This is a genomic window from Arsukibacterium perlucidum DSM 18276, assembly GCF_000382165.1.
GTDB classification, from domain to species: domain Bacteria; phylum Pseudomonadota; class Gammaproteobacteria; order Enterobacterales; family Alteromonadaceae; genus Alishewanella; species Alishewanella perlucidum.
On record NZ_KB907732.1, the window covers coordinates 1 to 23,143 of the forward strand.

At 47.6% G+C, this 23,143-nt stretch carries 24 protein-coding genes; 7 read left to right on the forward strand and 17 right to left on the reverse strand.

The features are described from left to right. Positions 1–70 precede the first annotated feature (70 nt). The 3 genes from H141_RS0117125 to H141_RS0117135 form a co-directional block, all read right to left on the reverse strand. Entirely contained in the window at positions 71–739 is a 669-nt protein-coding gene (locus H141_RS0117125) for a hypothetical protein (RefSeq protein WP_019677515.1), read from the reverse strand. Between the two features lie 145 nt (positions 740–884). Beyond that, on the reverse strand, positions 885–1,472 hold the full coding sequence (gene ssb / locus H141_RS0117130) for a single-stranded DNA-binding protein (protein ID WP_019677516.1): 588 nt from the start codon (positions 1,470–1,472) through the stop codon (positions 885–887). A 19-nt stretch (positions 1,473–1,491) separates the two neighbouring features. Continuing rightward, a complete protein-coding gene (locus tag H141_RS0117135; RefSeq protein WP_019677517.1) occupies positions 1,492–2,856 on the reverse strand; it encodes an MFS transporter in 1,365 nt (454 codons plus the stop codon). A 396-nt stretch (positions 2,857–3,252) separates the two neighbouring features. Here H141_RS0117135 and uvrA point away from each other — a divergent pair, with 396 nt between their 5' ends. From uvrA to H141_RS0117155, 3 genes are all read left to right on the forward strand, one after another. Next, entirely contained in the window at positions 3,253–6,075 is a 2,823-nt protein-coding gene (uvrA, locus tag H141_RS0117145; RefSeq protein ID WP_019677519.1) for an excinuclease ABC subunit UvrA, read from the forward strand. Positions 6,076–6,143: 68 nt separating this feature from the next. Then, entirely contained in the window at positions 6,144–6,446 is a 303-nt protein-coding gene (locus tag H141_RS0117150) for a type II toxin-antitoxin system HigB family toxin (RefSeq protein WP_019677520.1), read from the forward strand. Positions 6,447–6,460: 14 nt separating this feature from the next. Continuing rightward, positions 6,461–6,835: a hypothetical protein gene (locus H141_RS0117155; protein ID WP_019677521.1), complete on the forward strand. Its 375-nt coding sequence runs from the start codon at positions 6,461–6,463 to the stop codon at positions 6,833–6,835. Here H141_RS0117155 and H141_RS0117160 read toward each other — a convergent pair. The 9 genes from H141_RS0117160 to H141_RS0117200 form a co-directional block, all read right to left on the reverse strand. Next, positions 6,832–7,293, reverse strand: coding sequence for a methyltransferase family protein (locus H141_RS0117160; protein ID WP_019677522.1), 462 nt, complete (start codon positions 7,291–7,293; stop codon positions 6,832–6,834). The genes H141_RS0117155 and H141_RS0117160 overlap by 4 nt on opposite strands. A 14-nt stretch (positions 7,294–7,307) precedes the next feature. Beyond that, positions 7,308–8,636 carry an ATP-binding protein gene (locus H141_RS0117165; RefSeq protein WP_019677523.1) on the reverse strand — a complete coding sequence of 443 codons (1,329 nt, stop codon included), beginning with the start codon at positions 8,634–8,636 and terminating at the stop codon, positions 7,308–7,310. A gap of 163 nt (positions 8,637–8,799) precedes the next feature. Beyond that, a complete protein-coding gene (locus H141_RS0117170) occupies positions 8,800–9,252 on the reverse strand; it encodes a very short patch repair endonuclease (protein ID WP_019677524.1) in 453 nt (150 codons plus the stop codon). Between the two features lie 24 nt (positions 9,253–9,276). Further along, positions 9,277–11,658 (reverse strand): DUF2357 domain-containing protein, encoded by a 2,382-nt coding sequence (locus H141_RS0117175; protein ID WP_019677525.1) that lies wholly within the window; start codon positions 11,656–11,658, stop codon positions 9,277–9,279. Positions 11,659–11,673: 15 nt separating this feature from the next. Continuing rightward, a complete protein-coding gene (locus H141_RS0117180) occupies positions 11,674–13,212 on the reverse strand; it encodes an McrB family protein (protein WP_157610999.1) in 1,539 nt (512 codons plus the stop codon). Between the two features lie 183 nt (positions 13,213–13,395). After that, the gene (locus tag H141_RS0117185) at positions 13,396–14,625 is read right to left on the reverse strand and encodes a DNA cytosine methyltransferase (protein WP_019677527.1); all 1,230 of its coding nucleotides are present in this window, start codon (positions 14,623–14,625) and stop codon (positions 13,396–13,398) included. Positions 14,626–14,774: 149 nt separating this feature from the next. Beyond that, positions 14,775–14,984, reverse strand: coding sequence for a hypothetical protein (locus H141_RS0117190; protein WP_019677528.1), 210 nt, complete (start codon positions 14,982–14,984; stop codon positions 14,775–14,777). Positions 14,985–15,077: 93 nt separating this feature from the next. Then, entirely contained in the window at positions 15,078–15,431 is a 354-nt protein-coding gene (locus H141_RS20565) for an RES family NAD+ phosphorylase (protein ID WP_019677529.1), read from the reverse strand. Positions 15,432–15,543: 112 nt separating this feature from the next. Continuing rightward, the gene (locus H141_RS0117200; RefSeq protein ID WP_019677530.1) at positions 15,544–16,332 is read right to left on the reverse strand and encodes a putative porin; all 789 of its coding nucleotides are present in this window, start codon (positions 16,330–16,332) and stop codon (positions 15,544–15,546) included. A gap of 241 nt (positions 16,333–16,573) precedes the next feature. On the opposite strand from H141_RS0117200, the gene H141_RS0117205 reads away from it, so the two are divergent. Continuing rightward, positions 16,574–16,960: a DUF4920 domain-containing protein gene (locus H141_RS0117205; RefSeq protein ID WP_019677531.1), complete on the forward strand. Its 387-nt coding sequence runs from the start codon at positions 16,574–16,576 to the stop codon at positions 16,958–16,960. Here H141_RS0117205 and H141_RS0117210 read toward each other — a convergent pair. Further along, complete coding sequence (locus tag H141_RS0117210) at positions 16,957–17,427, reverse strand: hypothetical protein (RefSeq protein ID WP_019677532.1); 471 nt, start codon at positions 17,425–17,427, stop codon at positions 16,957–16,959. The genes H141_RS0117205 and H141_RS0117210 overlap by 4 nt on opposite strands. Continuing rightward, positions 17,420–17,959, reverse strand: a complete 540-nt coding sequence (locus H141_RS0117215; RefSeq protein WP_019677533.1) for a DUF6942 family protein — start codon at positions 17,957–17,959, stop codon at positions 17,420–17,422. Before H141_RS0117215 ends, H141_RS0117210 begins: the two co-directional genes overlap by 8 nt. Positions 17,960–18,076: 117 nt before the next feature. Between H141_RS0117215 and H141_RS0117220 the strand changes: the two genes are divergently transcribed. Next, on the forward strand, positions 18,077–18,940 hold the full coding sequence (locus H141_RS0117220; RefSeq protein WP_019677534.1) for a DUF817 domain-containing protein: 864 nt from the start codon (positions 18,077–18,079) through the stop codon (positions 18,938–18,940). A 96-nt stretch (positions 18,941–19,036) separates the two neighbouring features. On the opposite strand, the gene H141_RS0117225 is transcribed toward H141_RS0117220, so the two are convergent. The 3 genes from H141_RS0117225 to ccoG are packed head-to-tail and all read right to left on the reverse strand — an operon-like array spanning position 19,037 to position 22,163. Then, the gene (locus tag H141_RS0117225) at positions 19,037–19,678 is read right to left on the reverse strand and encodes a thiol:disulfide interchange protein DsbA/DsbL (protein WP_019677535.1); all 642 of its coding nucleotides are present in this window, start codon (positions 19,676–19,678) and stop codon (positions 19,037–19,039) included. 51 nt (positions 19,679–19,729) lie between these two features. Continuing rightward, entirely contained in the window at positions 19,730–20,749 is a 1,020-nt protein-coding gene (locus tag H141_RS0117230) for a serine/threonine protein kinase (RefSeq protein WP_019677536.1), read from the reverse strand. Next, the gene (gene ccoG / locus H141_RS0117235; protein WP_019677537.1) at positions 20,736–22,163 is read right to left on the reverse strand and encodes a cytochrome c oxidase accessory protein CcoG; all 1,428 of its coding nucleotides are present in this window, start codon (positions 22,161–22,163) and stop codon (positions 20,736–20,738) included. The genes H141_RS0117230 and ccoG overlap by 14 nt, the downstream gene beginning before the upstream one ends. A gap of 148 nt (positions 22,164–22,311) precedes the next feature. Here ccoG and H141_RS0117240 point away from each other — a divergent pair, with 148 nt between their 5' ends. Both H141_RS0117240 and H141_RS0117245 read left to right on the forward strand, forming a co-directional pair. Then, entirely contained in the window at positions 22,312–22,677 is a 366-nt protein-coding gene (locus tag H141_RS0117240; RefSeq protein ID WP_033425633.1) for a hypothetical protein, read from the forward strand. A gap of 28 nt (positions 22,678–22,705) precedes the next feature. Beyond that, positions 22,706–23,128, forward strand: coding sequence for a DUF3010 family protein (locus H141_RS0117245; RefSeq protein ID WP_019677539.1), 423 nt, complete (start codon positions 22,706–22,708; stop codon positions 23,126–23,128). Positions 23,129–23,143 lie beyond the last annotated feature (15 nt).

Below are 23,143 nucleotides of genomic sequence, written 5' to 3' on the forward strand. Positions count from 1 at the left end.
AAAAGCGTTCACTTTGCGCCAGAATAGGTGTTCATATTAAATCAGTACGGGTGTTCACATTAAACCAGAATCAGTGTTCACTTTGGGGCAGAATACGCAACAATAATTCGCCTCGACGAACACCTGTTTCATAACAGATCCGACAAATCAATTTGTTACGCAAAGCCGTATTTCGATTCCATCCAAAGTATTTGGGATCACTCAACCCTTGATACAGCGATGCCTGTAACAACAGAGACAACCCATAAACCTGTGAGTTTTTTGCGACGTGTCTCCGTCGTTTCTGGAGCCGCTCTTTTAACTTCTCAGCTAATTTAATGATTTGAATGATCATCGGGTCACCGGTGTGACGCCGAGCATTCGCTCGGCTGACTAAGTAGTCAAAATAGGCAATAGATGCATCAATTCGCTGATTAAAATACTCAGGTTCAACTGTTCCAATAGAAACAACACTTGATTGATCTGAAAATCTCTCTAAGTGGCGAACAAATGATGTAAACAACTCCCCCTTTGACAGACCACCGAGAACAACCTCATCTTCCAAGTCGACCCCATGTTTTTGAGCCCATCGTTCGATGTGAATGACATGTCGAGTGATATTCGCCTGTGTCGTATCCGCTTGCCCAGAAAGATCAATCAAGGTGTAGCGACAAATGCGATCGATAGGCACTCCGTTGTCATCGACAACCAAGCATCCGACTTCATTGATCCCGCCCATTCTGACTTTGCGAAGCTTCATGCCACAAACCTTTACACTTTCAACTTGGTATATTTATAGCAGGTCAAAAAACAGTCAGCAAATAAATTTTACATAAAAAATAAAAAAAGCCCCTTTATATAGGGGCTTTACATATTAAAATCTTTACAGTGTAAAAGTTGGAAAACTAGAACGGGATATCGTCGTCAAAGTCGATTGGCGGTTCCATTGGCGGCCGTTGTTGCTGAGCTGGTTGCTGAGCCGGCTTTTGATAGCCACCTTGCTGCGGTGCTGACTGTGCCGGTGCCTGCTGGTAGCCGCCACCACTTTGCTGTGGTTGCTGGTAGCCGCCCTGCTGGGCAGGTTGTTGTGGTGCACGTTGCTGATAGCCGCCTTGCTGGCCGCCACCCATGCCACCGCCCTGCTGCTGACCTTCACCCCGGCCATCCAGCATTTGCAGCTCATTGGCGACGATTTCGGTGGTGTAGCGTTCAACACCATCTTTGTCAGTCCATTTGCGGGTTTTCAGTTTACCTTCAATATAAACCTTGCTGCCTTTACGCAGGTATTCACCGGCAATTTCAGCCAGACGCTGATAAATTACCACCCGGTGCCATTCAGTCTGCTCTTTTTTCTCATTGGTGTTTTTGTCGGTCCAGCTTTCTGAGGTGGCCAGTGTCATATTTGCTACGGCACCGCCCTGTGGCATGTAACGCACTTCCGGGTCGGCGCCCAGATTGCCGATTAAGATAACTTTATTAATTCCACGCGCCATGCGATTTCTCCTGAAAAAATTAGGGTTGGTTTGTACCAACCAATGACCGGGCCTGTGCCAGGTCAAATTGCTGCGAACTGACTTTTAAATAACAGCGTTGTTCGGCCAGTAAAATGGTCACTTCCTGCACGCCGTTAAGCTCTGCTAAACGGCCGGCCAATGCGCTGGCCTGTTGTTCTGAATTAACCTGCACTGCCAGCGACAGGCGCTGGGCCCGGGCAGGCACCCGCATCGTCCGGGCAATAAGCAGCCATATTAAACCAATAGCGGCCATCACAGCAAACACCATTGTATAACTAAAATGCTGAGCCACCAGGCCGCCGATCAGACCACCGGCAAAGGCCCCGAAAAACTGGCTGCTGGAGTAAATGCCCATAGCACTACCGCGCTTTCCGGCCGGTGCCACCCGCGATACCATTGCCGGCAAGCTGGCTTCTAAAAAGTTAAAGCCGGTAAAAAATAACAATAAAGCGGCAATTAACCACCATAGGTCAGTGGCAATATAAGCCAGTAACATAGCAATAATCAGCAGGCTGATCGCCACCAGAAAATAACCTTTTTCCTGCTGCCGGCGCATGGCAATAATCATCATGGGTACCATCAGCACAAAAGAGGCAACCAGCACCGGCAGGTACACCAGCCAATGCTGCTCAGCAGCCAGCTGATATTGGTTAAGCAGCACCGGCAGGGCAACAAACATAGCCGTTAGGATTAAATGTAGCAGTAAAACGCCAATATCGAGCTGCAACAACTGGCGGTGTCTGATAATACTGAGCAAAGTTGCCGGCACGGCCAGAGTTTCTGCAGCAGGCGCCTTGCTAACACTTTTCGGTACCAGAAAGGCTACTATTAACATGGCGCAGCAAGCCAGTACTGCGGTAAACCAGAACACGCCACTTAAGCCAGCCCATTTAGCCATTAACGGCCCTGCTATCATCGCCAGCGCAAATGACAAACCGATACTGGCGCCGATAATGGCCATCACTTTTGGCCGCTGCTCATCGCGGGTTAAATCGGCCGCCAGCGCCAGCACCGCGCCGGCAATAGCGCCCGCGCCCTGCAAAATACGACCAAACGTTACCATGTATACCGATTCAGCCAGGGCGGCTACCACCGAACCCAGCACAAATAACGCCAGGCCCAGCAGCATCACTTTATGCCGGCCAATCCGGTCAGATAACCAGCCAAACGGAATTTGCAGAATTGCCTGAGTCAGGCCATAGGCGCCAATGGCCAGGCCTATCCACAGCGGTGAGTAGCCAATAAGTTCAGTGCCGTACAGTGCAAATACCGGCAGCAGCATAAACAGGCCCAGCATCCGGGTAGAGAACACCAGCGCCAGCGCCAGTGCTGCCCGTTTTTCAATAGCGTTCAGTTGATCCATTAATTTTGATTAACAGCCGAAATAGGCGCGCAAGTGTAGCACAGAACCGGCATGCTTTAAGTTGATTAACGGCAATATGCGGACATTCGACGTTATTCTTATCGCCTGATTCAGATTTTTATATTCGCATAACAAGCCAATTTAAAAGTGTGTGCGTACTAGTGACCTTTAAGCTTCAGGTTACAACACCCGCCCCGGCTCACCACAGCAACTCGGCTTTACTGGCGTAAAGCCTCAGACACTCTGTGGTGACCGAAACGGGGTTCTAACCTTACGCTAACTAAGTGCTATAACCAGCTAAACCCAGCCAGATTAAGCTAGCTGGTTTTTTATTAATGCTATGTAGTGTATATTTGTACAGTTTAGTGCCTTCACTGCTGATAACCGGAAACCGCAATGGATAAAATTGATATTCGGGGTGCCCGTACCCACAACCTGAAAAATATTTCGCTGCAAATCCCACGCGATAAACTGATTGTGATCACCGGCTTATCGGGTTCCGGCAAGTCGTCACTGGCTTTTGACACCCTGTATGCCGAAGGGCAGCGCCGCTATGTTGAGTCTTTGTCGGCTTATGCCCGGCAGTTTTTAAGCATGATGGAAAAACCCGATGTCGACCATATTGAAGGCTTGTCGCCGGCGATTTCGATTGAGCAAAAGTCCACCTCGCATAATCCTCGCTCCACTGTCGGCACCATTACCGAAATTTACGATTACCTGCGGCTGTTATTTGCCCGGGTGGGCGAGCCGCGTTGCCCGGTGCACGACCAGCCGTTAGCGGCACAAACCATCAGTGAAATGGTCGATAAAGTGACCGCCTTCCCGGAGGGCACCAAATTAATGGTGCTGGCCCCGGTGGTGCAGGAACGCAAAGGCGAGCACGTTAAAACCCTGGAAAACCTGGCTGCCCAGGGTTATATCCGGGCGCGGATTGATGGTGAGGTGTGCGACTTGTCTGACCCGCCGACGCTGGATTTGCATAAAAAACATACCATTGAAGTGGTGATCGACCGGATTAAAGTGCGCGACGACATTAAACTACGCTTAGCCGAATCATTTGAAACCGCGCTGGCGTTATCGGGTGGCGTTGCCAAAGTGGCCTTTATGGATGAACCTGACACGGCCGAACTGGTATTTTCAGCCAATTTTGCCTGCCCCACCTGCGGTTATTCGATGACCGAGCTGGAGCCGCGGCTGTTTTCGTTTAATAACCCGGCCGGCGCCTGCCCCAGTTGTGATGGTCTGGGGGTAAAACAGTTTTTCGACCCGAATAAAGTCATCGTCAGTAACCAGCTAAGCCTGGCTGGCGGCGCTATTCGCGGCTGGGATAAACGTAATTTCTATTATTTTCAGATGTTAAAAGCATTGGCCGAGCATTACGGCTTTAAGCTGGATGTGCCCTTTAGCAGCCTGACTAAAAAGCAGCAGGACGCCATTTTATACGGCAGCGGTAAAACCGTGGTCGACTTTAAATACCTGAACGATCGCGGTGACGTGGTACTACGCAGCCACCCGTTTGAAGGCATAGTGCCAAACATGGAGCGGCGCTACCGCGAGACAGAATCAAACTCGGTACGGGAAGAGCTGAGTAAATACCTCGCTACCCAGGCCTGCCCCAGCTGTCATGGCACCCGGCTGCGCACCGAAGCGCGCCATGTGTTTATTGGTAAAACCAACCTGCCAGAAATCGTTGAGTTATCAATTGGCGACTGTTTAGCCTTTTTCCAGCAGCTTAGCCTGCAGGGCCAGAAGGCGAAAATCGCTGAGAAAGTATTAAAAGAAATTCAGGACCGGCTGAGCTTTCTGGTAAACGTTGGCCTGAATTATCTTAATTTATCGCGCAGTGCCGAAACTCTGTCGGGCGGTGAAGCGCAGCGTATTCGCTTAGCCAGCCAGATTGGCGCCGGTTTAGTCGGCGTGATGTATGTGCTGGATGAGCCTTCGATCGGCCTGCACCAGCGTGACAACGAACGCCTGCTCGGTACCCTGACTCACCTGCGTGACTTAGGTAATACCGTTATCGTGGTCGAGCATGACGAAGATGCAGTGCGCCTGGCTGACCATATTATCGATATCGGCCCAGGCGCCGGGGTGCATGGCGGCCATATCGTGGCTCAGGGCACCATAGAGCAGATTATGGCTGAGCCCAAATCGTTAACCGGTCAGTATATGGCCGGCACCCGCAAAATTGCGGTACCGGAAAAGCGCACGCCGTTAACTGATAAATGGCTGGAAGTACTTGGCGCCAGCGGCAATAACCTGAAAAATGTCGATTTAGCCATTCCGTTCGGGGTTATGACCTGCATTACCGGAGTGTCAGGCTCGGGTAAATCAACCCTGATTAATGACACCCTGTACCGGGTAGCGCACCGGGTGCTGAATAAAGGCGAGGGTGCCGATCCGGCACCGCATCATGAGATTAAAGGCCTGGACCATTTCGATAAAGTTATCGATATCGATCAGAGCCCGATTGGCCGCACCCCACGCTCGAATGCCGCCACCTATACCGGTATTTTTACTGCGGTACGTGAGCTGTTCGCCGGTACTCAGGAAGCCCGCTCGCGCGGTTATCAGGTCGGCCGCTTCAGCTTTAACGTTAAGGGCGGGCGTTGTGAAGCCTGCCAGGGCGATGGCCTGATTAAAGTAGAGATGCACTTTTTACCTGATGTCTATGTGCCCTGCGATGTTTGTAAAAGTAAACGCTACAACCGGGAAACCCTGGAGATTAAATACAAAGGCAAGAATATTCACGAAGTGCTGGATATGACAGTGGAAGATGCACTGGCCTTTTTTGAAGCGATCCCGGCAGTAAAACGCAAATTGCAAACTCTGCAGGATGTCGGCCTGACTTACATTAAACTGGGCCAGTCGGCCACCACCTTATCCGGCGGTGAGGCGCAAAGGGTAAAACTGGCGCGCGAACTAAGCAAACGCGACACCGGCAAAACCCTGTACATTCTGGACGAGCCGACCACCGGCCTGCATTTTTACGATATTCAGCAATTGCTGAACGTGCTGCACCGGCTGCGCGACCATGGCAATACCATCGTGGTTATTGAGCATAATCTGGACGTAATAAAAACCGCCGACTGGATAGTCGACTTAGGCCCTGAGGGTGGTAACGGTGGTGGTAAAATACTGGTAGCAGGCACCCCTGAGCAGGTCGCCGCCTGCAAAAAATCCTACACCGGCCAGTATTTAAAACCGTTGTTGGGCTAAGGCACTAACTGAATGACGGATAAAAAATACACCATTGCAAAGTCCCATAATGGGACTATAATTGCGCTATGAGAATTATTGCACTCTCAACGTTAAAAGCATTCTGGCAGGACAAACCAGAATATAGTGATGCCAAAGAGCCTATTCTCGCCTGGCATCGCCACGTATTAAGTGCAGACTGGCATTCGCCTGCAGATGTAAAACAAGATTTCAGGCATGCCAGTATTCTCAAAGATGGCAGAGTGGTATTCAACATAGCTGGTAATAAATATCGGCTGGTAGTTTGGATTAATTATGCCTACAAAGTAGTTTATGTACGGTTTGTCGGCACTCACAGCCAATATGATCAGATTGATGTGCAAACGATATAATCGCCGGAGAAGCAATGATGAATATCAGACCTATCAGAAATGATGCCGACTACCGCGCGGCGTTGCATGAAGTCGAGCAACTGATGCTGGCTCAGCCAGATACGCCGGACGGCGAGAAGTTAGATGTAATGGTTACGCTGATTGAAGCTTATGAGGCTAAACATTTCCCCATCGATTTGCCCGATCCTGTTGAGGCTATAAAGTTTGAAATGGAACGAAAAGGCCTGACAGTTAAAGACCTGGAGCCAATGATTGGTAAAAGTAATCGGGTTTATGAAATTTTAAATCACAAACGCTCACTTACTTTGAAAATGATCTGGCGGCTGCACGAGGGGTTGGGCATTCCGGCAGAGTCACTGATTAAACCACCGGTAAACCTGTCAAATTAGAGCCAACGCCTTACCTGTTTGGTATAAACCTGATACTCCGCACCAAACTTTTCCAGCAAATAGCGCTCTTCCGGCGCTATCTGCCAGCGGTTCATATACCACACAAACAGCGGCAGCAGCGCAAAAGCTGCCACACTCATTAAATAACACGCCCATGCAGTTAACAGCAGTAAAAATCCCAGATACATCGGGTTACGGCTATAGCGGTAAATACCTTTTATTACCAGGCTGGAAGTTTGCTGCGGCACCCGTGGGTCTACTGTGGTATTGGCCCGGCGAAACGCCAATACACCCGCTAACGCCACCGCCATACCGGCACCAGCCAGCACAATTGCCAAAGCCTTTCCCCACAATGCGGGTAGCGGCACAGGCGGCAGCAAGTGCGCTGCCAGCCACATTGCTAAGGCAAATAACACAACCAAAATAACCGGGGGGATTTTAAGTTCCAGTGCCCTCATAAACTCATCCTGTTTTATGCTAATGACAGCAAGTGCTTATTCACCGCACGCGCTGTGTAGTACAAAGGATAAACCAGATGCTGTTGCTCCAGCGGCGGCGAGCCCTGAGTACCGGTTAGTTTAATGGTTTTAACCGGGTTACATTTTTCAATATAAGACTGCAACGACCTGGCTTTGGTGCGCTTACCGCTTTTTACTTCCAACGGTATAACGTTGCCGGCGCCATCAGCCAGAATAAATTCGATTTCAGCCCTGGCATCACTCCAGGAAAAACTGGGGTCAACGCCCAGTGCTGCTAACTCTTGCTGGACAAAATTTTCTGCAATATAGCCTTTGTAGTCATAATTCTGCTGTTTAATCTCAAGATAGCTGACATCCAGCATATGATTAAGCAAACCTACATCAAACAAAAACAACTTAACCATATTATCTTTTTTATAGGCAGCTAACGGGTTGCGTGGCGTGCCTTCGACCGGATAGTTTTTCAAAACTAGCCGGCATTTCTCCAGCCAGAGGATTCCGCTTTCCAACTCCTGGTAACGTGATTTTCGCTCATACACATTTTTAAACTTAAAGCGCTTAACTGACTCATCCACCACAGCAGCGAGCTGCGCTGGCACTGCCATAAACACCGACTCAATCAGTCCGGCATCAACCTTACCGGAATATTTGCCAAAATCCCGCACATAACCGGCCAGCAAATCGGCATGGACTTGCGACACGGCTTTAACACGTTGCAGAATGCTTTGCTCAGCCAGCTTGAACCACAGGCTTACTGCCTCCGGCATGCCGCCAGTAAAATAATAATCTGTCAGCTTATCAAACAGCTTAGTGTGCGCTGCCGCTGAGTTCTGACAGGCATCATAAACCTTTACTAATGCAGTCTCAGCTGATGCTAACAGGAACTCGCGGAAGGTTAACGGCCGTAAATTGTATTGCTCAACTTTGCCGACCGGGAAAGTATTCTGCAAGCCAATATTTGAACCACTGGCGGCAATAAAAGCCTGCGGCGTTTGCTCGGCAAAGTACTTTAATGCGGTAACCGCACGCGGGCATTCAGCAATTTCATCGAGGATCAGTAAGTCGGTTTCAATATTAAAATGTTGCCCTGTTAATAACTCAATATTGGTCAGCACGTCTTCTGGCGACAACGAGCCGGCAAAAGCGTCCAGCATTTGTGGCGACTCGAGGAAGTCTATGCGCAATACCTTTGAAAAATGCTGGCCCAACAATACTTTCAGTAAATAGGTTTTACCGGTTTGTCTCGCGCCATCAATCAATAGTGGTTTACGCTCAGGTTTCGCTTTCCAGCGCAGCAGCTCTGTCAGTAACTCGCGTTCCATATTACCACCTGTGTACTATCAACTTTTGGCAACATTACACTTTTATGCGCATACAAACAAACAAAAACCACACTTTTATGTGCATAAAAGTGCAAAAAAGCACATAAATAAGCGCATAAAAGTGCTGAAATCACAAGGCCTGATACGAGAATGGCGCTAAAAGTCAGGCTGCCGGTAGCTCTGCAAAGCTACTGCCGTGCTGCAGCCAATTTGTGATGTCACCGGTAAGTTGTGGCTGCGGCGCCCTATTCTTACCTTTTAGCGCACACTCCCAAACCAGCAGCACCCGCCAGCCCAGCTCGCGCAGTTTGTCCTGCACGGCTTCGTCGTGTGCCCTGTTTGAGCTTATTTTTTGCTTCCACCACTCAGTGCGGGTTTTCGGCCAGTGGAACATAGCGCACTGGTGCTGATGCCAGAAGCACCCCTGCACAAAAATTACGGCTTTGTATTTGGGGAAAACCAGATCCGGTTTACCCGGCAGGCTGGCAACATGCAAACGGTAGCGGAATCCGGCCTTGTACAAACCCTTGCGAACAATCATTTCAGGTCTGGTATTTTTACCCTTGATTGCTGCCATATTTTTACTTCTGATGGTTTTAGTATGCACATCTGTCATCAGAAACTAAGCCCCTTTAGATTCTCAGGGTTGATAAGCCATCACCTCGCTGTATACCTGTTCAACTTTATCAAAACGACTAATGTGAACAAGGCTTCGGCGTGTTGTTAACTTTACCTCATGATGCACCTGGCAAAAGCCAGTTATTCGTTGCGGCAATTCAAACGCTGGCCCGAACTCAAATAACCAATACTTGTCAGCTGAGCGAGGGTCACTAATATCAATGTTAATTCCGGTTTGCTGTTTATTCAGACTGTTTCTTTGTACCAGCTTTACAGATTTTACCGGCCATATGTATTTAGCTATACGTTCCGCACTACCTGTTACAGTCGTCGCTATAACGCAGTAGCGTATTTCTGCTATTGCATTCTTTTCCAGATTTATGCGTTCTGTTGCCTCAAGCCTGGTGTGATAACAAGTCGCCGTGCCTTGTTTAAAGCTGTCAATGTAAGCTTGATCCCTGCCTTGCTCGGGTGCTGCGGTAATAACCAGCGTTAAATCCGGATAATGTACCTGTTGCATGCCGTGGTGAGGAATGCGGGCAGAGTCTTCCAACAGATAACGGTCTTTTGCCGGTGGCGCCGGTGCTGCCGTTACAGCCGAAAATTGCTGTAGCAGGAAGGTTTTCAGCCAGATACAACCCTGTTCACCGTCAGCAGAGGGCAGCAGCGGAAAAGCACCAATACCAATCGACTCTATGGCTTCAGCATATTTGCTGTTAGTAGGCGACTCTGTCTGATTATTAGCCCCCGGGTATAGTGCATAGGCACCATAAACTGAACGGCTTTTGTTGCTTTGCTCTCCGGCTTTTTCGATATGGATCAGCGCATCACGGTATCTGTGCATCTGGTAAATGGCATCTGGCGGCACCAAATCCTGCTCAGAGTCTTCTGATTTATTGTCAATCCGGTACTTTGCATCAAACAACCACAGCAGTTTGAAGCTGTCAGCGAAGGTTGCTTCCAGCACTATGTCTGGTTTGTGGTCATATAACCACGAACGGACCGGTTTAGTTTTTTCACCGAATGTTGGCTCATGTGCCAGCTTTATGGTTAAGCCATCTTCGCGGGTGAAGAGATAAGAATCAGCCATCACATCATCAAACTTAACTTCAGCACCTGAGTAGCCAAGCCGATGAGGTTTTTGCGCTGTTTCCTTAAATCCCAGTTCCTTTGTTAAAAGGATCCGGCGGATTTCAAGGAAACACCATACTTCATACAATTGGTCGATAGTTTTCATTGAAACAGAGCTTTGGCTGCCCATCACGTCCAGATAGCGTTTTAGCTCGTGCCAGGTTTGATACACACCGCTATAGCCGGTTTTTTGCTGTAAAACCAGCGACTCCTTGCTCATGCCTTTAAATGAACCCACTTCTTTAAACATGGGATGATGCAGATATTTTTCCGTTGTTTTTTGCCAGCCATTAAGCTGGCTTACAAATGAGCCGGAAAAGATTTGCGCGTCCGGCTTTTTGTTAGCTTCAGTAACCAGCTGTATAAACCGGCCCAGCTGGGAATGAGCATACTGCAGCACCATTTTAATAAAGCGGTTTTCAGGTGTATCCAGGCTTAGGATCTTTCGTCTGGTGGCATAGCTGTTGTAATACTGCTGATTGCTAAAGTCCTGCTCCAGTTTTTCCTGCAAAGCAACTGACAGCTTGCCTTTCAGCCGTTCTGCTTTCACCCTGCGATCTACCTGCACCAGCCGGCTGTGGGGGGCATTCAGCAAAATACAGATATTTTTCTCAAATTTTTCCCGCAAGCCGGTAAAACGGGCCAGCCATAACAGCGGAAAGTTATTATTAGATTGTCTTTTGCCGTCTGCCGTCGACTCGGTGCTGTTACTAAAGGCAAATCGCCACAACGGATAGTCATGATCCAGTCGTTGGTAAATTGCCTGCAAATCTGAATCGAGGTCCATCTTAGTGGGTAAGACGTTAAATTTAGCAACAATATTCTGCTGCGTGCTATTACTAAAATAGCTAAATCGCAGTGAAAACCAGCCGACGTTGTTACCAAAATTAAGGGTGCCACTAACCAACAGCTGATTGCCGATTTTTTTGCTGCGAAATGCGTTTTGGATTGCAGTAAGCTTGTGTGTGATCTGCGGTAGCGGTTCAGAAACGGAGTAATGTTTAAACAACAGTTCAAACATATAGTCGGTGTTTTCAAACAACAATGCTTTAGGGCTTACTAAATCACCAACTTCAGCATTAAACGCAGTGATGCCCTGCTCTGTGGTAAAGGTGGTAACGTGTAATAAGCGGTCAAATAAAACTGCGCCTGTAGGTGCAGGTTTGCCACGGCTGGCCATCGTTTTTTCCAGTACCCGCTGTTTACCTGCAACATCAGGCCCATAAACAGCCAGTTGCCAATCTGGTGTATCGATCTGCAGAAGTTCGCGCATCCCTGAGCTCACCGTTTAAGGCCAGAAACTGGTAAAGCTGTTTCGTTCCAGCCGTTCTTTCATCCAGATGAGCTTAGCTTTACTGCGGCAGGGTACCGGATTGGCACTTTCCAGCAGCAATTCGGGCCGGTTAGTGGACCAGATAGCTGTTAATTGCTTTTCCAGTATCTGCTCCAGCTTGTCCAGCAGGTTTTCTGCTTTAACGGTATCAGATGATACCGAAAGTTTCTCATCGTCACCTTCAATGCGCGGCAGCACCTTACACATCATAAAGTCGTCCCATACCGCCTGCAGTGCAGACTCATCAGCAGGGCTATGGCAAATTACTGCCAGCAATAACTCATTAAGCGCACGATAAGCCAGTTCAAAAGGCGTATCCCGCAATACGTCATTTACCGCCTGCAGAAAGCTAATGGTTTTAAGGCCATCGCTATCCTCTTTGCAGTCTGCCAATAATTCCGGACTGGCATGAGAATACCGGGCAAAACCTAATATTTTCGGCACTGGCTGACCGGCCCACAGGTTGGCAAAGTCATTAGGGAAAAACCGGCCAAAATCAAAAGTAAGTGCACGATCAATAACCTTTCTGGAAAAGCCATGGGTGGTTTCGTCCATATTTACCGTACCCGCCACTACCAGGTTAAACGGTACCGGAATGCCGTGTTGTAAAAAGGCATCCCAAAGCTGTTGATCAGCCGGTGAATCAATATCCAGACCAAGCTCTCTGGCTAAGGCATTCTGATCCGTTACAACCTGCAACGCAGATGCCGGTAGAATAGGTTCGCAGCAGTACAGATAGTCTTGTCCTTGTGCATCGCCATCATACAACCAGCTGCGGCTTTCTATTACAGAAAGATAATCGGCGAAATACTGTTCAACCGGCGCCAGATTCATTTCATCCAGGCAAAGCCAGTAGGTGTTGATGCTATCAAGCGGTTTACCGGCCCAACCTGCTCTGCCATCCGGCAACGTTATAACTTCCGCACCGGCAGCACGCCATGCTTTAACCATAAAGCGCAGCGCATCGGTTACGATAAATTTAGTCGCACCGCCAATTCTGGAAACATAACCAAGTAAATCAGAAGGCTCGTGCCAGTCCGGCCGAACCGGCACCATCTGCAAAAATTCTTTTTCATTGCCCTGTGCAGCAGCCTGCTGACGGACAAAGCGTGATTTTCCGGTACCGGAAATGCCGGCAAGCAGAATAAATGGTTTACTTAAAGTACATTGCGTACCTAAAGTGTTTAAAATAGTTTGCTGACTCGTTTGTTTCTTTGTAGATATGTCTTTAGGTGTGTATTCAGCAATTATTAATTGAATTTTTTCAATAGCCTTGGTAAGTGTTTCTAATGTAATTGGAATATTGCTATCGCCTGCGTACTGCAGGTCATTGGCCCAACAAATTATTTTTGAGAAAGTCGTAAATACTGGTTTAGTCTGAACTGTAACGATTGAATTTAGTACGTTGTCATTAAAATACCTGGAGCCCAAGTCTCTCCATTTCGATTCCTCGTAATACTGACTTGCAGAAAATGCTGAAATATTTGATTTCATGTCCTCTAAGCCCGCCAACATAGACTCAAGTGACAAGTTAAACTTCTTAACACTGCCTCGTTTGCCGCTATTGCTAAAGACTAGGTAAGCGCCTGATGTACCCAACGCAGCACTAAAATCAGACCTTCTAATTGCTGAAGTATTGAGAAACGAAATCAAATCCTGATGCAACATTATAATTCCTTATATATGTTTTGTTATTTTCTCGGCAAGTTTTGTTACAACAGGCACTGAAACGCTATTCCCGAACTGCTTGTACGCTTGTGTATTTGACATCGATGGCTTGAAACAATCAGGGAAACCTTGCAAACGTGCCGCTTCGCGAGTGCTCAATTTTCTTGGATTTCCACCGCCTTGCGCTATTAAAATCTCACTGCCATCTTTATAGTACCTAGCCGAAATTGTATTGGTATATGGGGAATCTTCAGTGACTAAACCAAAGCCAAATCCTTTACCATTATTCTTGTTTTCAATTTTCCGGCGCTGGTGCCCTTCCCAAAGCCTATCTGAGATAGTTAGCTTAGGATCTGGTTTAGCTTCCAGAATGTCGCCAACTTTCACATTTACACCAATTGGTTTTGGGTATTCAAACGAATCTATCAAACCATCCTGCCATAGCACTATATAAATACGCTGTCTGTTCTGTGGCACACCAAAATCTGTTGATGTAAGAACCATCTTTTTTGCTTCCGCCTGAATTTGCTTTGCAGTGCCGTGGTGAATCACATCTTTGGGTATATTGCAGCTGTACCCAATTCTAGTCAAGGTTTTAAGAATAACCTGTAGAGTAAAACCTTTATCATGACTAATCAGGCCTTTAACATTTTCAAGTAATGCAAACTTTGGTTTTTTCGCTTCCAGAATTCTGGCGATATCATGGAACAAAGTGCCGCGTGTGTCATCAATACCCAACTTCAGGCCTGCGTGAGAAAAAGCCTGACATGGAAAACCTGCGACCAGAACGTCATGATCAGGAATATCAGCAGCATCTATTTTAGTAATATCCCCAAACGGAAATTCACCATGGTTAGCCGAATAGGTTGCCTGGGCATTTTTCTCAAACTCCGAGGAAAAAACACACAAGCCAGAATTATTTTGAAAACCAAGCCTCATTCCGCCGATGCCGGCAAACAGATCAATAAATCTGAATTTCGGATATGCTTCCGGTTTCAATGCAAGATGACTGTACACAATTTCTTTCAGATTAATAAACTCAGCTTCAGGCAACACGCTATTTAATGTATTAAGAACGATGTCTCTGCTAATTCCTTTGTTACTTGCAAACAAATCGCTGCCATTAGCCAAAGCATGTAACCACTGATCTACTACTGCTTTTGAAGAACTACCTTCCGGGACATATTTTTCTGCTAGAGGAATAAGTACGTTTTCAATCTGATTTAAATAGTTAGTCACGTTATATCTCTGATTAATTCTTGATTTGATTATTTTTTTAGGCTGCTTTTTAGCAAATTTCAGGGCAGAATCTACCCTCCGCGCAAAGCCGGAATTGATTATAAAGACAAGGTAACAGAGTTTACAGTGATAAGTCGTAATTTGAGAGATTAGGTTGCGCTGCTTTGAGTAGTTGCCGCCTGCAACGCACTCTTGATGGTAAATTCGAAGCCTGAGCTCACCTCTGCCTCACCCTGACACACAGACCAGATATAACCACCACACCAGCGGTCAGGGTTTTCTTCTATATAAATGGTGAAGCCGTTTACTTCTTCTTCGTAGGGCACTGTTAAATCGTCTGATGTGTGCTGATTTTCCATGGCATTTACTCCAGCAGTTGGTACTGACAAAGTATTTACCGGGCGCAGGGTAATCACCACGGACGATAAGTCACATAAAGTGATATTTTTTAATCAAGCCGGCGTGGGCAATTTGCCATCTACCATAAATTGAGTAGCGTTGAATTGGTAAACCTGAGTGTCGTCGTTTTGTTTAAACGCTACCTGCCCGGCGCTGAGTTCACATAGCCACTGGCTGCTTTGATCGGGTTGGCTGGCGGTGAAAGCTTTGGCTGAAAATAAGCCGACACAATCGGCAGCGGGCTCTGAGCGGGCCGAGCGGTATTCAAATAACTCTACCCCGGCGGCGCGCATGGCGCTGCCCAACTGCTGAGTTTGCTGGTAGCTTGTTTTGCTGCTGAGTTCAGCCTGATACTGCGAAAAAGGCGCCCGTTGTAAACAGACGCCGCGTTTTCTGTGGTAGCCCACGCTAAGCAGGGTATGGGCCGAGGCGTAGTACCGGTTTTCATAAAATGTCAGGCAGGCATAAAAAAGGGCAACCGAAGTTGCCCAAAAACACCAGTGTAGCTACCAGAGAAACTTAGAACTGGCCAATAACCGCCAGGCTGTAAACTTTAAGGTCTGAATTGTCGGCATTGCTGCCAAAGCCGGCCTCTAACGCCCAGTTCAGGTTAAAGAAGTGCTTGGCATTCAGACTGTAGCTGTCTTGTTTATTGTAAGACACGCCTACTGAGGTCATTTTAGAGAAATAGTAATCTGCTTCAGCTGCCCAGCTGGTGTCGCCGTCATTATCCGCAATTGCAGCGCCGATGGTGATAAAACGCTCGTCGCCCAGGCTGGCAAAATACTTGCTACTGATGGTAAAGAAATCGAATTCATCATCTACTGTAGCGGTAAAACCAAGGTAGTCATTACCCTGCAACTGGTGGTTATAGCTGGCAGAGAACTGGAAACTGGTATCTTCGCCTTCAGGCTTAACCGCCTGAGCACGTACAATAAAGTCATCAGAAATCAGGTAGCCTAAGCCTAAAGACGTTACGTCGAAATCAGCAAAGCGCTGATGGCTGGCTGACACGACAAATTTGTTTTCAGCGAAGTACTCGCCACGGATGCCATAGCTGTTGTCGTCATAAGCACGGGCAAAGGATACTGAAACATTGCTTACCTTATTTATGTATTCAAATTGGTCCAGCGGGCCCAGTGTTTGCTTTTTATCAAAGAAATAAGTGCCGTCCAGTGACCACAATGTTTCTTTGTCGCCGCTAACGCGCACATGGTCAGCACGTAGTTCAGTGAATAATTGGTATTCTTCAGCAGAAACAGCAGTAGCAGTCAGTGCGATAGCAGGCAGTATGTACTTCAACGTCATTGTTTTATTTCCCTAAGTTGGTGATTGCGGCGCGCATACTACAGCGCACAAAAACCAAAGTAAAATGAAAATTCATATATTTTTTACATTAAAAACTGTTTGTTTACTTGCTGGGCAGGTTTAGGGTAATTTTCGAACATCAACAGGGTACACCTGTTTAAAACTCTAACCACAAAGGGGGCCATCGCTTGCGTTTTTCGGTTGTTACGCCAGAATGGTTTATTCGCACAGGAGGATAACTATGTATAAACCCGTTCTGGCTCTGGCATTTGCCACTTCACTTTTCAGCGCTCAGGCTGCTACCGTTTTTGGTGAGGTTGTTGATAAAACAGCAGCGATGCCGGTGGAGCAGTTATTAACTGCACCGCAAACGCACCTGCAGCAGGTAGTGACCATTTCAGGCACTGTCGACTCGGTTTGCAGCAAACAGGGCTGCTGGATGAAATTTACTGCGGACAGCGAAAATGGCCCATTCCGGATCAAAGTGCGTGATGGCGATATGGTGTTTCCGCTAAGCGCTAAAGGCAAAACCGCTTATGCGACAGGGGTGGTAACACTGTGGCCGCAAGGTGAAGATAAAGCGGACGGCTATCAGTTAGTGCCCAGCGCAGTTGAAATAGCAGATTAGCTCAGGCTGCCCAGTCGCAACTGCACTAAGTAATGACGAAGCTGAGCTACCCGCTGTGGCCGGTTGAACAGCTGATATAGCTGCAGCCAATCAGCAGGTGGCATCCAGCAAATGCCATTTTGCCAGTGGCAACGCTGCGGATTAAACTGCCAGCGCTGCATTTTACCGTTTGTTTTTACCGCGATACCGGCCATTAGCTCAATATCAGGCCAGCCAGAGCGGCTAAAGCGGGCAAAATGTGTAGTGGCATATTCACTATGAGGTGGTGGGTCTCGCAACTGATACTCTGCTGCCAGTTCATTACAAATAACCGCAAAGTCATCCTCGCTGCACACAATATCAATATCATTTGGCGAAGTTTCCAGCCCCAGCTGCCATAGCAGACAACTGCCACCCACCCCGAATTGAAATGCCTTTAATGTTGCGGACAACTGCTGCAATTGGGTTAGTAATTTCTCATTATTCATCTAATGCCTTTATCAGCTGCGCTAAATATGCCAGCTTTTCATTATTAAGCTGGCGGTAGTCAAAGTAAGGGCAAACCAGCAGCCGGTTAATTTTATCAATGGCAAATTCGTTATTCAGCCAGTTTAGCTGAGCCGGTAAACCGGCATCAGGCAGCGCTTTAGCATAAGTGCGGCCGGCAATAATATGCACGGTTTTGTTGCCTGGTTGCAGTTCAGGCGGACTAAACAGCAACGCGGTATCGCTGGCGGTCTGCAGTAAATACTGGTCGCGAAACTGTTGCCAGCTTGCAGCCTGCCGGCTATAGGTAAATTGCTTAACGTCCAGCGCAAACAGTAATTTGGCGTAGACATTAAATATCTTGCGCCAGCCATTGCCACAGGCACTGTTGATCAGCTCAATCTCACCGCGTTGCAGTGGTTGCACCGCCGGTAAATACGCGTACTCGGCCATGGGCGGCCGGTTCGCGATATATACCCGGAACCCGGCAGCAGGATCACCAAAGCCGCTTGCTGATAACAACCGGTTTTTCATAACCTTACTCAGTATTTGTTCAGGTAACTACTTTACCATAAGCTGTTGCATTAACCTTGTCTGCAGGCTTGCGGCAGGTTAGCTTAGTTTATCACGCTATCCCGGACTGATTTGAATATGTCATCTTTTACAACTTCTGCCGTCAACCGGCTGGATAACTGGCTGATGCAAGCTGCACCACCGCAGCATACCGCAGGACTGCAACGGTTTTGCTGGGAGTTCTGGTTTTTTGGTCTGAAGCAGGCAAGGGCTTGCCTGTTTGTTGGTTTATTTTTCGCGTCGGTATTACTGGTTCCGCGCACCGGCCTGTTTGGCATACCGCGCTATGATGTTTTGTTAATTCTGGCACTGCTTATTCAGTACTGGATGGTATGGAGTAAGCTGGAAACGGTCGATGAGTTAAAAGCGGTTTGTATGTTTCATCTGGTTGGCTTTGCGCTGGAGGTGTTTAAAACCTCAGGGGCGATTCAATCGTGGAGCTACCCTGACTTCGCTTACAGCAAAGTGTTTGGCGTACCGTTATTTGCCGGTTTTATGTATGCCGCTGTTGGCAGCTACATTATTCAGAGCTGGCGTTTATTACAGCAGCGGGTGGTGCATCATCCGCCCTACTGGATGGCGGTGCTGGTAGCGTTGCTGATTTACGCTAACTTTTTTACTCATCACTTTATCGGCGATTATCGCTGGTATATTGCCGCTGCGACGCTGGGGCTTTACGCCCGCACCGTGGTGTATTTTACCCCGCTGGACCGTGAACGCAGCATGCCACTATTACTGGGATTTGTGCTGGTAGGTTTTTTTATCTGGCTGGCCGAAAATATCAGTACCTTGATGGGGCTGTGGAGTTATCCGAACCAGCTGGGCGCCTGGTCGGTGGTACATATAGGAAAATGGAGCTCATGGTCACTGCTGGTTATTATGACCTTTACCATAGTGGCGCAGCTGAAATACGTTAAGCAACGGATAGAGGTGCCGCGTTAAATATAAAAAGGGCTGGAAATTCCAGCCCTTTTTATCTTACTTCTTTGCAACGACAGTATTTTTCAACAACAATTATCTTTAACTAACGTTTTGAAATTAAGCGTCTTTCTGTAACAGGTAGCTGATAAGCTCCTGCAACTCGTTTTCCAGATTACGCTGGTTCAGCGCTTCGTTAATAATTTTGTATTTGTCGTTAACTACCAGCATCGGTACTGAGCTTAATACCCGGCTTTCTGACAGTTCAGTTTGCTCTTTTTTCATCTGACTGGCAGCACCACGCACCGAAAAACTGCGCATCGCTTTTTCGTATTCTTCGGCTTCAATATCGTTGATCAGCATCAGGCTGCGCACATCATCTTCGTTAACGAACGGCACCCGGCTGCGGTGGATCTGGTTAAAGATAGCCATCGCAATCTGGTCGCCTTTACCCATATTTTTACCTACCAGATAGGCACGGGCCAACATATTCTGAATTTCAGGTGAGGCGGCACGGATAAAGTCGACGTGTACTTTCTTAAACTCGGTGCCATCCGGTAACTTTTTAGCCAGGCTTTGCGCTACCGGCTCAAACCCATAACAACCGCCGCAATAGAATGAAAAGTATTCTTTGACCACAGGTTTTGCAGACGCTTGCTCTGCTATCACCTGATAATGCTTACCTTCGACAAATTTTGAATTAGCGCTTACCGCCAGTGGCAATAACAGCGCAAACAAACACAGTGATAACAGCTTTTTCATCTTATCTTACTTCCTTAATCGGGCGAACTCAGCCACTAGCTTAGCAAATTGTCAGTAGCCTGGCACCAGTGATAACGGCGGTTGTTGCAATAATGCCAGCTGCTCTTTTAACACCAGACATTGTTGCTCCCAGTATTTATCGGTGGCAAACCAGGGAAAACTCTGCACAAAGGCCTGATCCTGCCAGCGTCGCGCCAGCCAGGCCATATAATGCACTATACGCATTGCTCTGAGTGGCTCGATCAGTTTTAGTTCCGCAGGATCGAAATCACAGTATTGTTCATATTCGTCCAGCATCAGCTCCAGGGTGAGCCGTTGTTCCTGCTGATCACCAGACAGCATCATCCAGATATCCTGGATAGCCGGCCCGGTGCGGCAATCGTCCAGGTCAACAAAAAACGGCCCCTGGTCTACATAAAACAGATTACCCGCGTGACAATCGCCATGTAAGCGGATTTGCCGGCCGGGCTGATACTGACGGCTGGCTTCAGCTATTACCTGCTGCAGTACGGTGTCAAATGCCGGTCGCATATAATCAGGAATAAGCTGCAGTTTTGCCAGAACCTGCTGGCTTTGCAACAGGTGGCTGTCGACACTGAAGGTCGGCCGGCTGCTGAACGGTTTTTTAGCCCCAACCTGATGCATCCGGCCTAAAAATCGGCCTAACATCGCCAGTTGCTCGTCGTTATCTACTTCCAGTGTGCGGCCACCCCGGCTCGGGAATACCGCAAAATAGTAGCCCTGATACTGCAACAAGCTATTACCGTTAAAACGTAACGGCGCCACCATCGGGATATCAGCGTCGGCCAGCTCAAACGCAAAGTCATGCTCTTCCTGAATTTGCTGCGGGCTCCAGCGCTCAGGCCGGTAAAACTTAACCACATACTTTTGCGGCTGCAGGCTGTGGTCAGGGTAAGCAGTAAACTGATACACCCGGTTCTCATAGCTGTTCAGCGCCAGTAAGCCACTACTGACATCCAACCCCAGTTGCAGCAGCGCATCTAATATCAGTTCAGGCCCCAGAGTGGCAAAATCAAACCGGCTGATTACTTCACTGTTAACGGCCGGCAAAAAATTTATTCCCCTGGCTTACTTTATAGCCATCGTCCGATAACTCAGTAACACTGAACTCAATATCCAAGACTGGTTTAGCTGCATTGTATGGGTCCAGTGCCAGACTAACCGGCACATTCAGATTGTCACCGCCGGCAATAGTTACTTCAGTCGGGCCAAGCCAGGTTAAACCCTTAATACCGGTAACCGCTAACTGGTAATTTCTGGCCTGTTGCGATTTATTAATAATGCGCAGGGTGTAGGTGTTTTCAATTAACCCTTCCGGAGTTTCCCGATACAGGGCACCACGGTCGCGAATAATATCCAGCTCCAGCGGTTTACGCAGGTACAGGTTGGTGGCAAACGCAGCGCATACCAGCAACAAAATCACAAAATATCCCACCAGTTTAGGCCGCAAGACCTTGGTAGGTTTGCCGTTTAAACTGTGCTCTGTGGTGTAACTTATTAAGCCTGGTGGATAGCCCATTTTCGCCATAGTGTCATCACAGGCATCTATACAGGCACCACAGTTAATACATTCGTACTGCAGGCCGTTGCGGATATCAATACCAGTTGGGCAGACATGCACACACAGGTTACAGTCGATACAATCACCCAGCCCCTTTTCTTTGTAGTCTTTATCCTTACGACTGCGTGGGCCGCGGGTTTCGCCGCGCTTTTCATCATAAGTCACAGTAAAGGTGTCTTTGTCGAACATTGCTGACTGAAAACGGGCGTAAGGGCAAATGTGGGTGCACATAATTTCCCGCATCCAACCGGCGTTGCCATAAGTACAGGCAGCAAAAAACAGCACTGAGATCACTGCCCAGAAGCCGGCCTGAAAGGTGAAGAATTCAATAAAAAGCGGACCGACCGGGGTAAAATAGCCGACAAATATCAGGGACGTTAATAACGCAAAGGCCAGCCAGCAGAAATGGGTCAGGGCTTTTTTGGCAAATTTCGACGCCGACCAGGGAGCCTGATCCAGAGTCATGCGCTGGTTACGGCTGCCCTGAATTTTTTCTTCAAACCACATAAATATAAAAGTCCACACCGATTGCGGACAAAGGTAGCCACACCACACCCGGCCATAGAAGGCGGTCACAAAAAATAAGGCATAGGCCGCAATCACAAAAATCCAGGCCAGAATAGTAAAATCCTGTGGCCACAGAGTAAGGGCGAATATATTAAATTTCTGCTCACCAATATTCAGTAGAATGGCCTGACTACCGTTGTACTGGATCCATGGCAACAGCATAAACAGCGCCATGAAGATAAAACCCATATTACGGCGCAAACTCTGATGCAGGCCCTTAACAGAGCGGACATAAATTCGGTCACGTGAGGCATATTTGGTCTGGTTTGGTTGCTCCGGTTTATAGGTTTCTACCTTAACCGGTATATTCTTTATATCGATACGGTTGTTATCCACTGCTACCTCTTACCAGCTGCTGCACTGTGGCAAGTATAACAGCCTTGGCGCCAGAATATTTGATATAAAATAAGCCACAGAGCAGCAGATGCGCCTTTGCCAAAAATACTTTACAATGAGGGATGCGATTTTAGAGGTGCGCTATCAGATGAAAAAGTTTTTTTGGCTGGCTGTTATTGTTTTACTGCTCCTGACTTTCTCAGATCATGAGTTGCTCAGACCTTACCGCGATCAGATTTACGGCCTGATCCTGGACAAGGCACCAAGCTCAGGAAAAATGTCCGACGAACAGGCAATGCGGTATATCCAAAAGCAATTTAAAGAACTGACCGCAGATTGGGGCGAAGGCCAGCAACAACAGTTAAGTAAAGCTGCAGAGTCGAAACAAAGTCTGCTGGTTTTTCACCAACGCTATTGTGTAAATCGTGACTTCAACCCTATTTTATTTGGCGAGCCTTTACGAAAAAGCTGCAGCATTATTGACAGCCAGTTAGAAGCCCTGACCAGCCCTTAACCCGGGCACAAAATTATTGAGTATTATTATGCGTGTATGTGGAATTGAAATTAAAGGCAGTGAAGCTATTCTATGTCTGATGACCTTAAAAGACGGCTTATTCGACTTACCTGAATGCCGGCAAACCAGGTTGGCATTAAGTAACGACAAAGACGCAGAAAGCCTGCAGAAATTTCAGTTTAATCTGGCAAAGTTAGTTGAAGACTACAAAATCGAACAGTTAGTGATTAAAGAACGGCCGCAGAAAGGCAAATTTGCCGGCGGCGCAGTTGGCTTTAAAATTGAAGCGGCTATTCAGCTTATTAACAGTTGCCCCAGCCAGATTTTGTCAGGCAATGCGATTAAAGAAAAACTAAAACAACATCCACTACCGGTTGATTTTAAAGATACCGGTTTAAAAGGGTTTCAGGAAACCGCATTTATTATCGCGTATGCGTTTTTAGCAAAATAAAGCACTTACCTAAGC

What these genes read in the sequence shown, in the direction of transcription:
- H141_RS0117220 (WP_019677534.1), top strand. Translation starts at nt 18,077, where the DNA reads ATGTCATCTTTTACAACTTCTGCCGTCAACCGGCTGGATAACTGGCTG.
- H141_RS0117135 (WP_019677517.1), bottom strand. Translation starts at nt 2,856, where the DNA reads ATGGATCAACTGAACGCTATTGAAAAACGGGCAGCACTGGCGCTGGCG.
- H141_RS0117155 (WP_019677521.1), top strand. Translation starts at nt 6,461, where the DNA reads ATGATGAATATCAGACCTATCAGAAATGATGCCGACTACCGCGCGGCG.
- H141_RS0117175 (WP_019677525.1), bottom strand. Translation starts at nt 11,658, where the DNA reads ATGCGCGAACTTCTGCAGATCGATACACCAGATTGGCAACTGGCTGTT.
- H141_RS0117170 (WP_019677524.1), bottom strand. Translation starts at nt 9,252, where the DNA reads ATGACAGATGTGCATACTAAAACCATCAGAAGTAAAAATATGGCAGCA.
- uvrA (WP_019677519.1), top strand. Translation starts at nt 3,253, where the DNA reads ATGGATAAAATTGATATTCGGGGTGCCCGTACCCACAACCTGAAAAAT.
- H141_RS0117180 (WP_157610999.1), bottom strand. Translation starts at nt 13,212, where the DNA reads ATGAAATCAAATATTTCAGCATTTTCTGCAAGTCAGTATTACGAGGAA.
- H141_RS0117125 (WP_019677515.1), bottom strand. Translation starts at nt 739, where the DNA reads ATGAAGCTTCGCAAAGTCAGAATGGGCGGGATCAATGAAGTCGGATGC.
- H141_RS0117210 (WP_019677532.1), bottom strand. Translation starts at nt 17,427, where the DNA reads ATGAATAATGAGAAATTACTAACCCAATTGCAGCAGTTGTCCGCAACA.
- H141_RS0117245 (WP_019677539.1), top strand. Translation starts at nt 22,706, where the DNA reads ATGCGTGTATGTGGAATTGAAATTAAAGGCAGTGAAGCTATTCTATGT.
- H141_RS0117190 (WP_019677528.1), bottom strand. Translation starts at nt 14,984, where the DNA reads ATGGAAAATCAGCACACATCAGACGATTTAACAGTGCCCTACGAAGAA.
- H141_RS0117215 (WP_019677533.1), bottom strand. Translation starts at nt 17,959, where the DNA reads ATGAAAAACCGGTTGTTATCAGCAAGCGGCTTTGGTGATCCTGCTGCC.
- H141_RS0117160 (WP_019677522.1), bottom strand. Translation starts at nt 7,293, where the DNA reads ATGAGGGCACTGGAACTTAAAATCCCCCCGGTTATTTTGGTTGTGTTA.
- ssb (WP_019677516.1), bottom strand. Translation starts at nt 1,472, where the DNA reads ATGGCGCGTGGAATTAATAAAGTTATCTTAATCGGCAATCTGGGCGCC.
- H141_RS0117240 (WP_033425633.1), top strand. Translation starts at nt 22,312, where the DNA reads ATGAAAAAGTTTTTTTGGCTGGCTGTTATTGTTTTACTGCTCCTGACT.
- H141_RS0117205 (WP_019677531.1), top strand. Translation starts at nt 16,574, where the DNA reads ATGTATAAACCCGTTCTGGCTCTGGCATTTGCCACTTCACTTTTCAGC.
- H141_RS0117165 (WP_019677523.1), bottom strand. Translation starts at nt 8,636, where the DNA reads ATGGAACGCGAGTTACTGACAGAGCTGCTGCGCTGGAAAGCGAAACCT.
- H141_RS0117225 (WP_019677535.1), bottom strand. Translation starts at nt 19,678, where the DNA reads ATGAAAAAGCTGTTATCACTGTGTTTGTTTGCGCTGTTATTGCCACTG.
- H141_RS0117150 (WP_019677520.1), top strand. Translation starts at nt 6,144, where the DNA reads ATGAGAATTATTGCACTCTCAACGTTAAAAGCATTCTGGCAGGACAAA.
- H141_RS0117200 (WP_019677530.1), bottom strand. Translation starts at nt 16,332, where the DNA reads ATGACGTTGAAGTACATACTGCCTGCTATCGCACTGACTGCTACTGCT.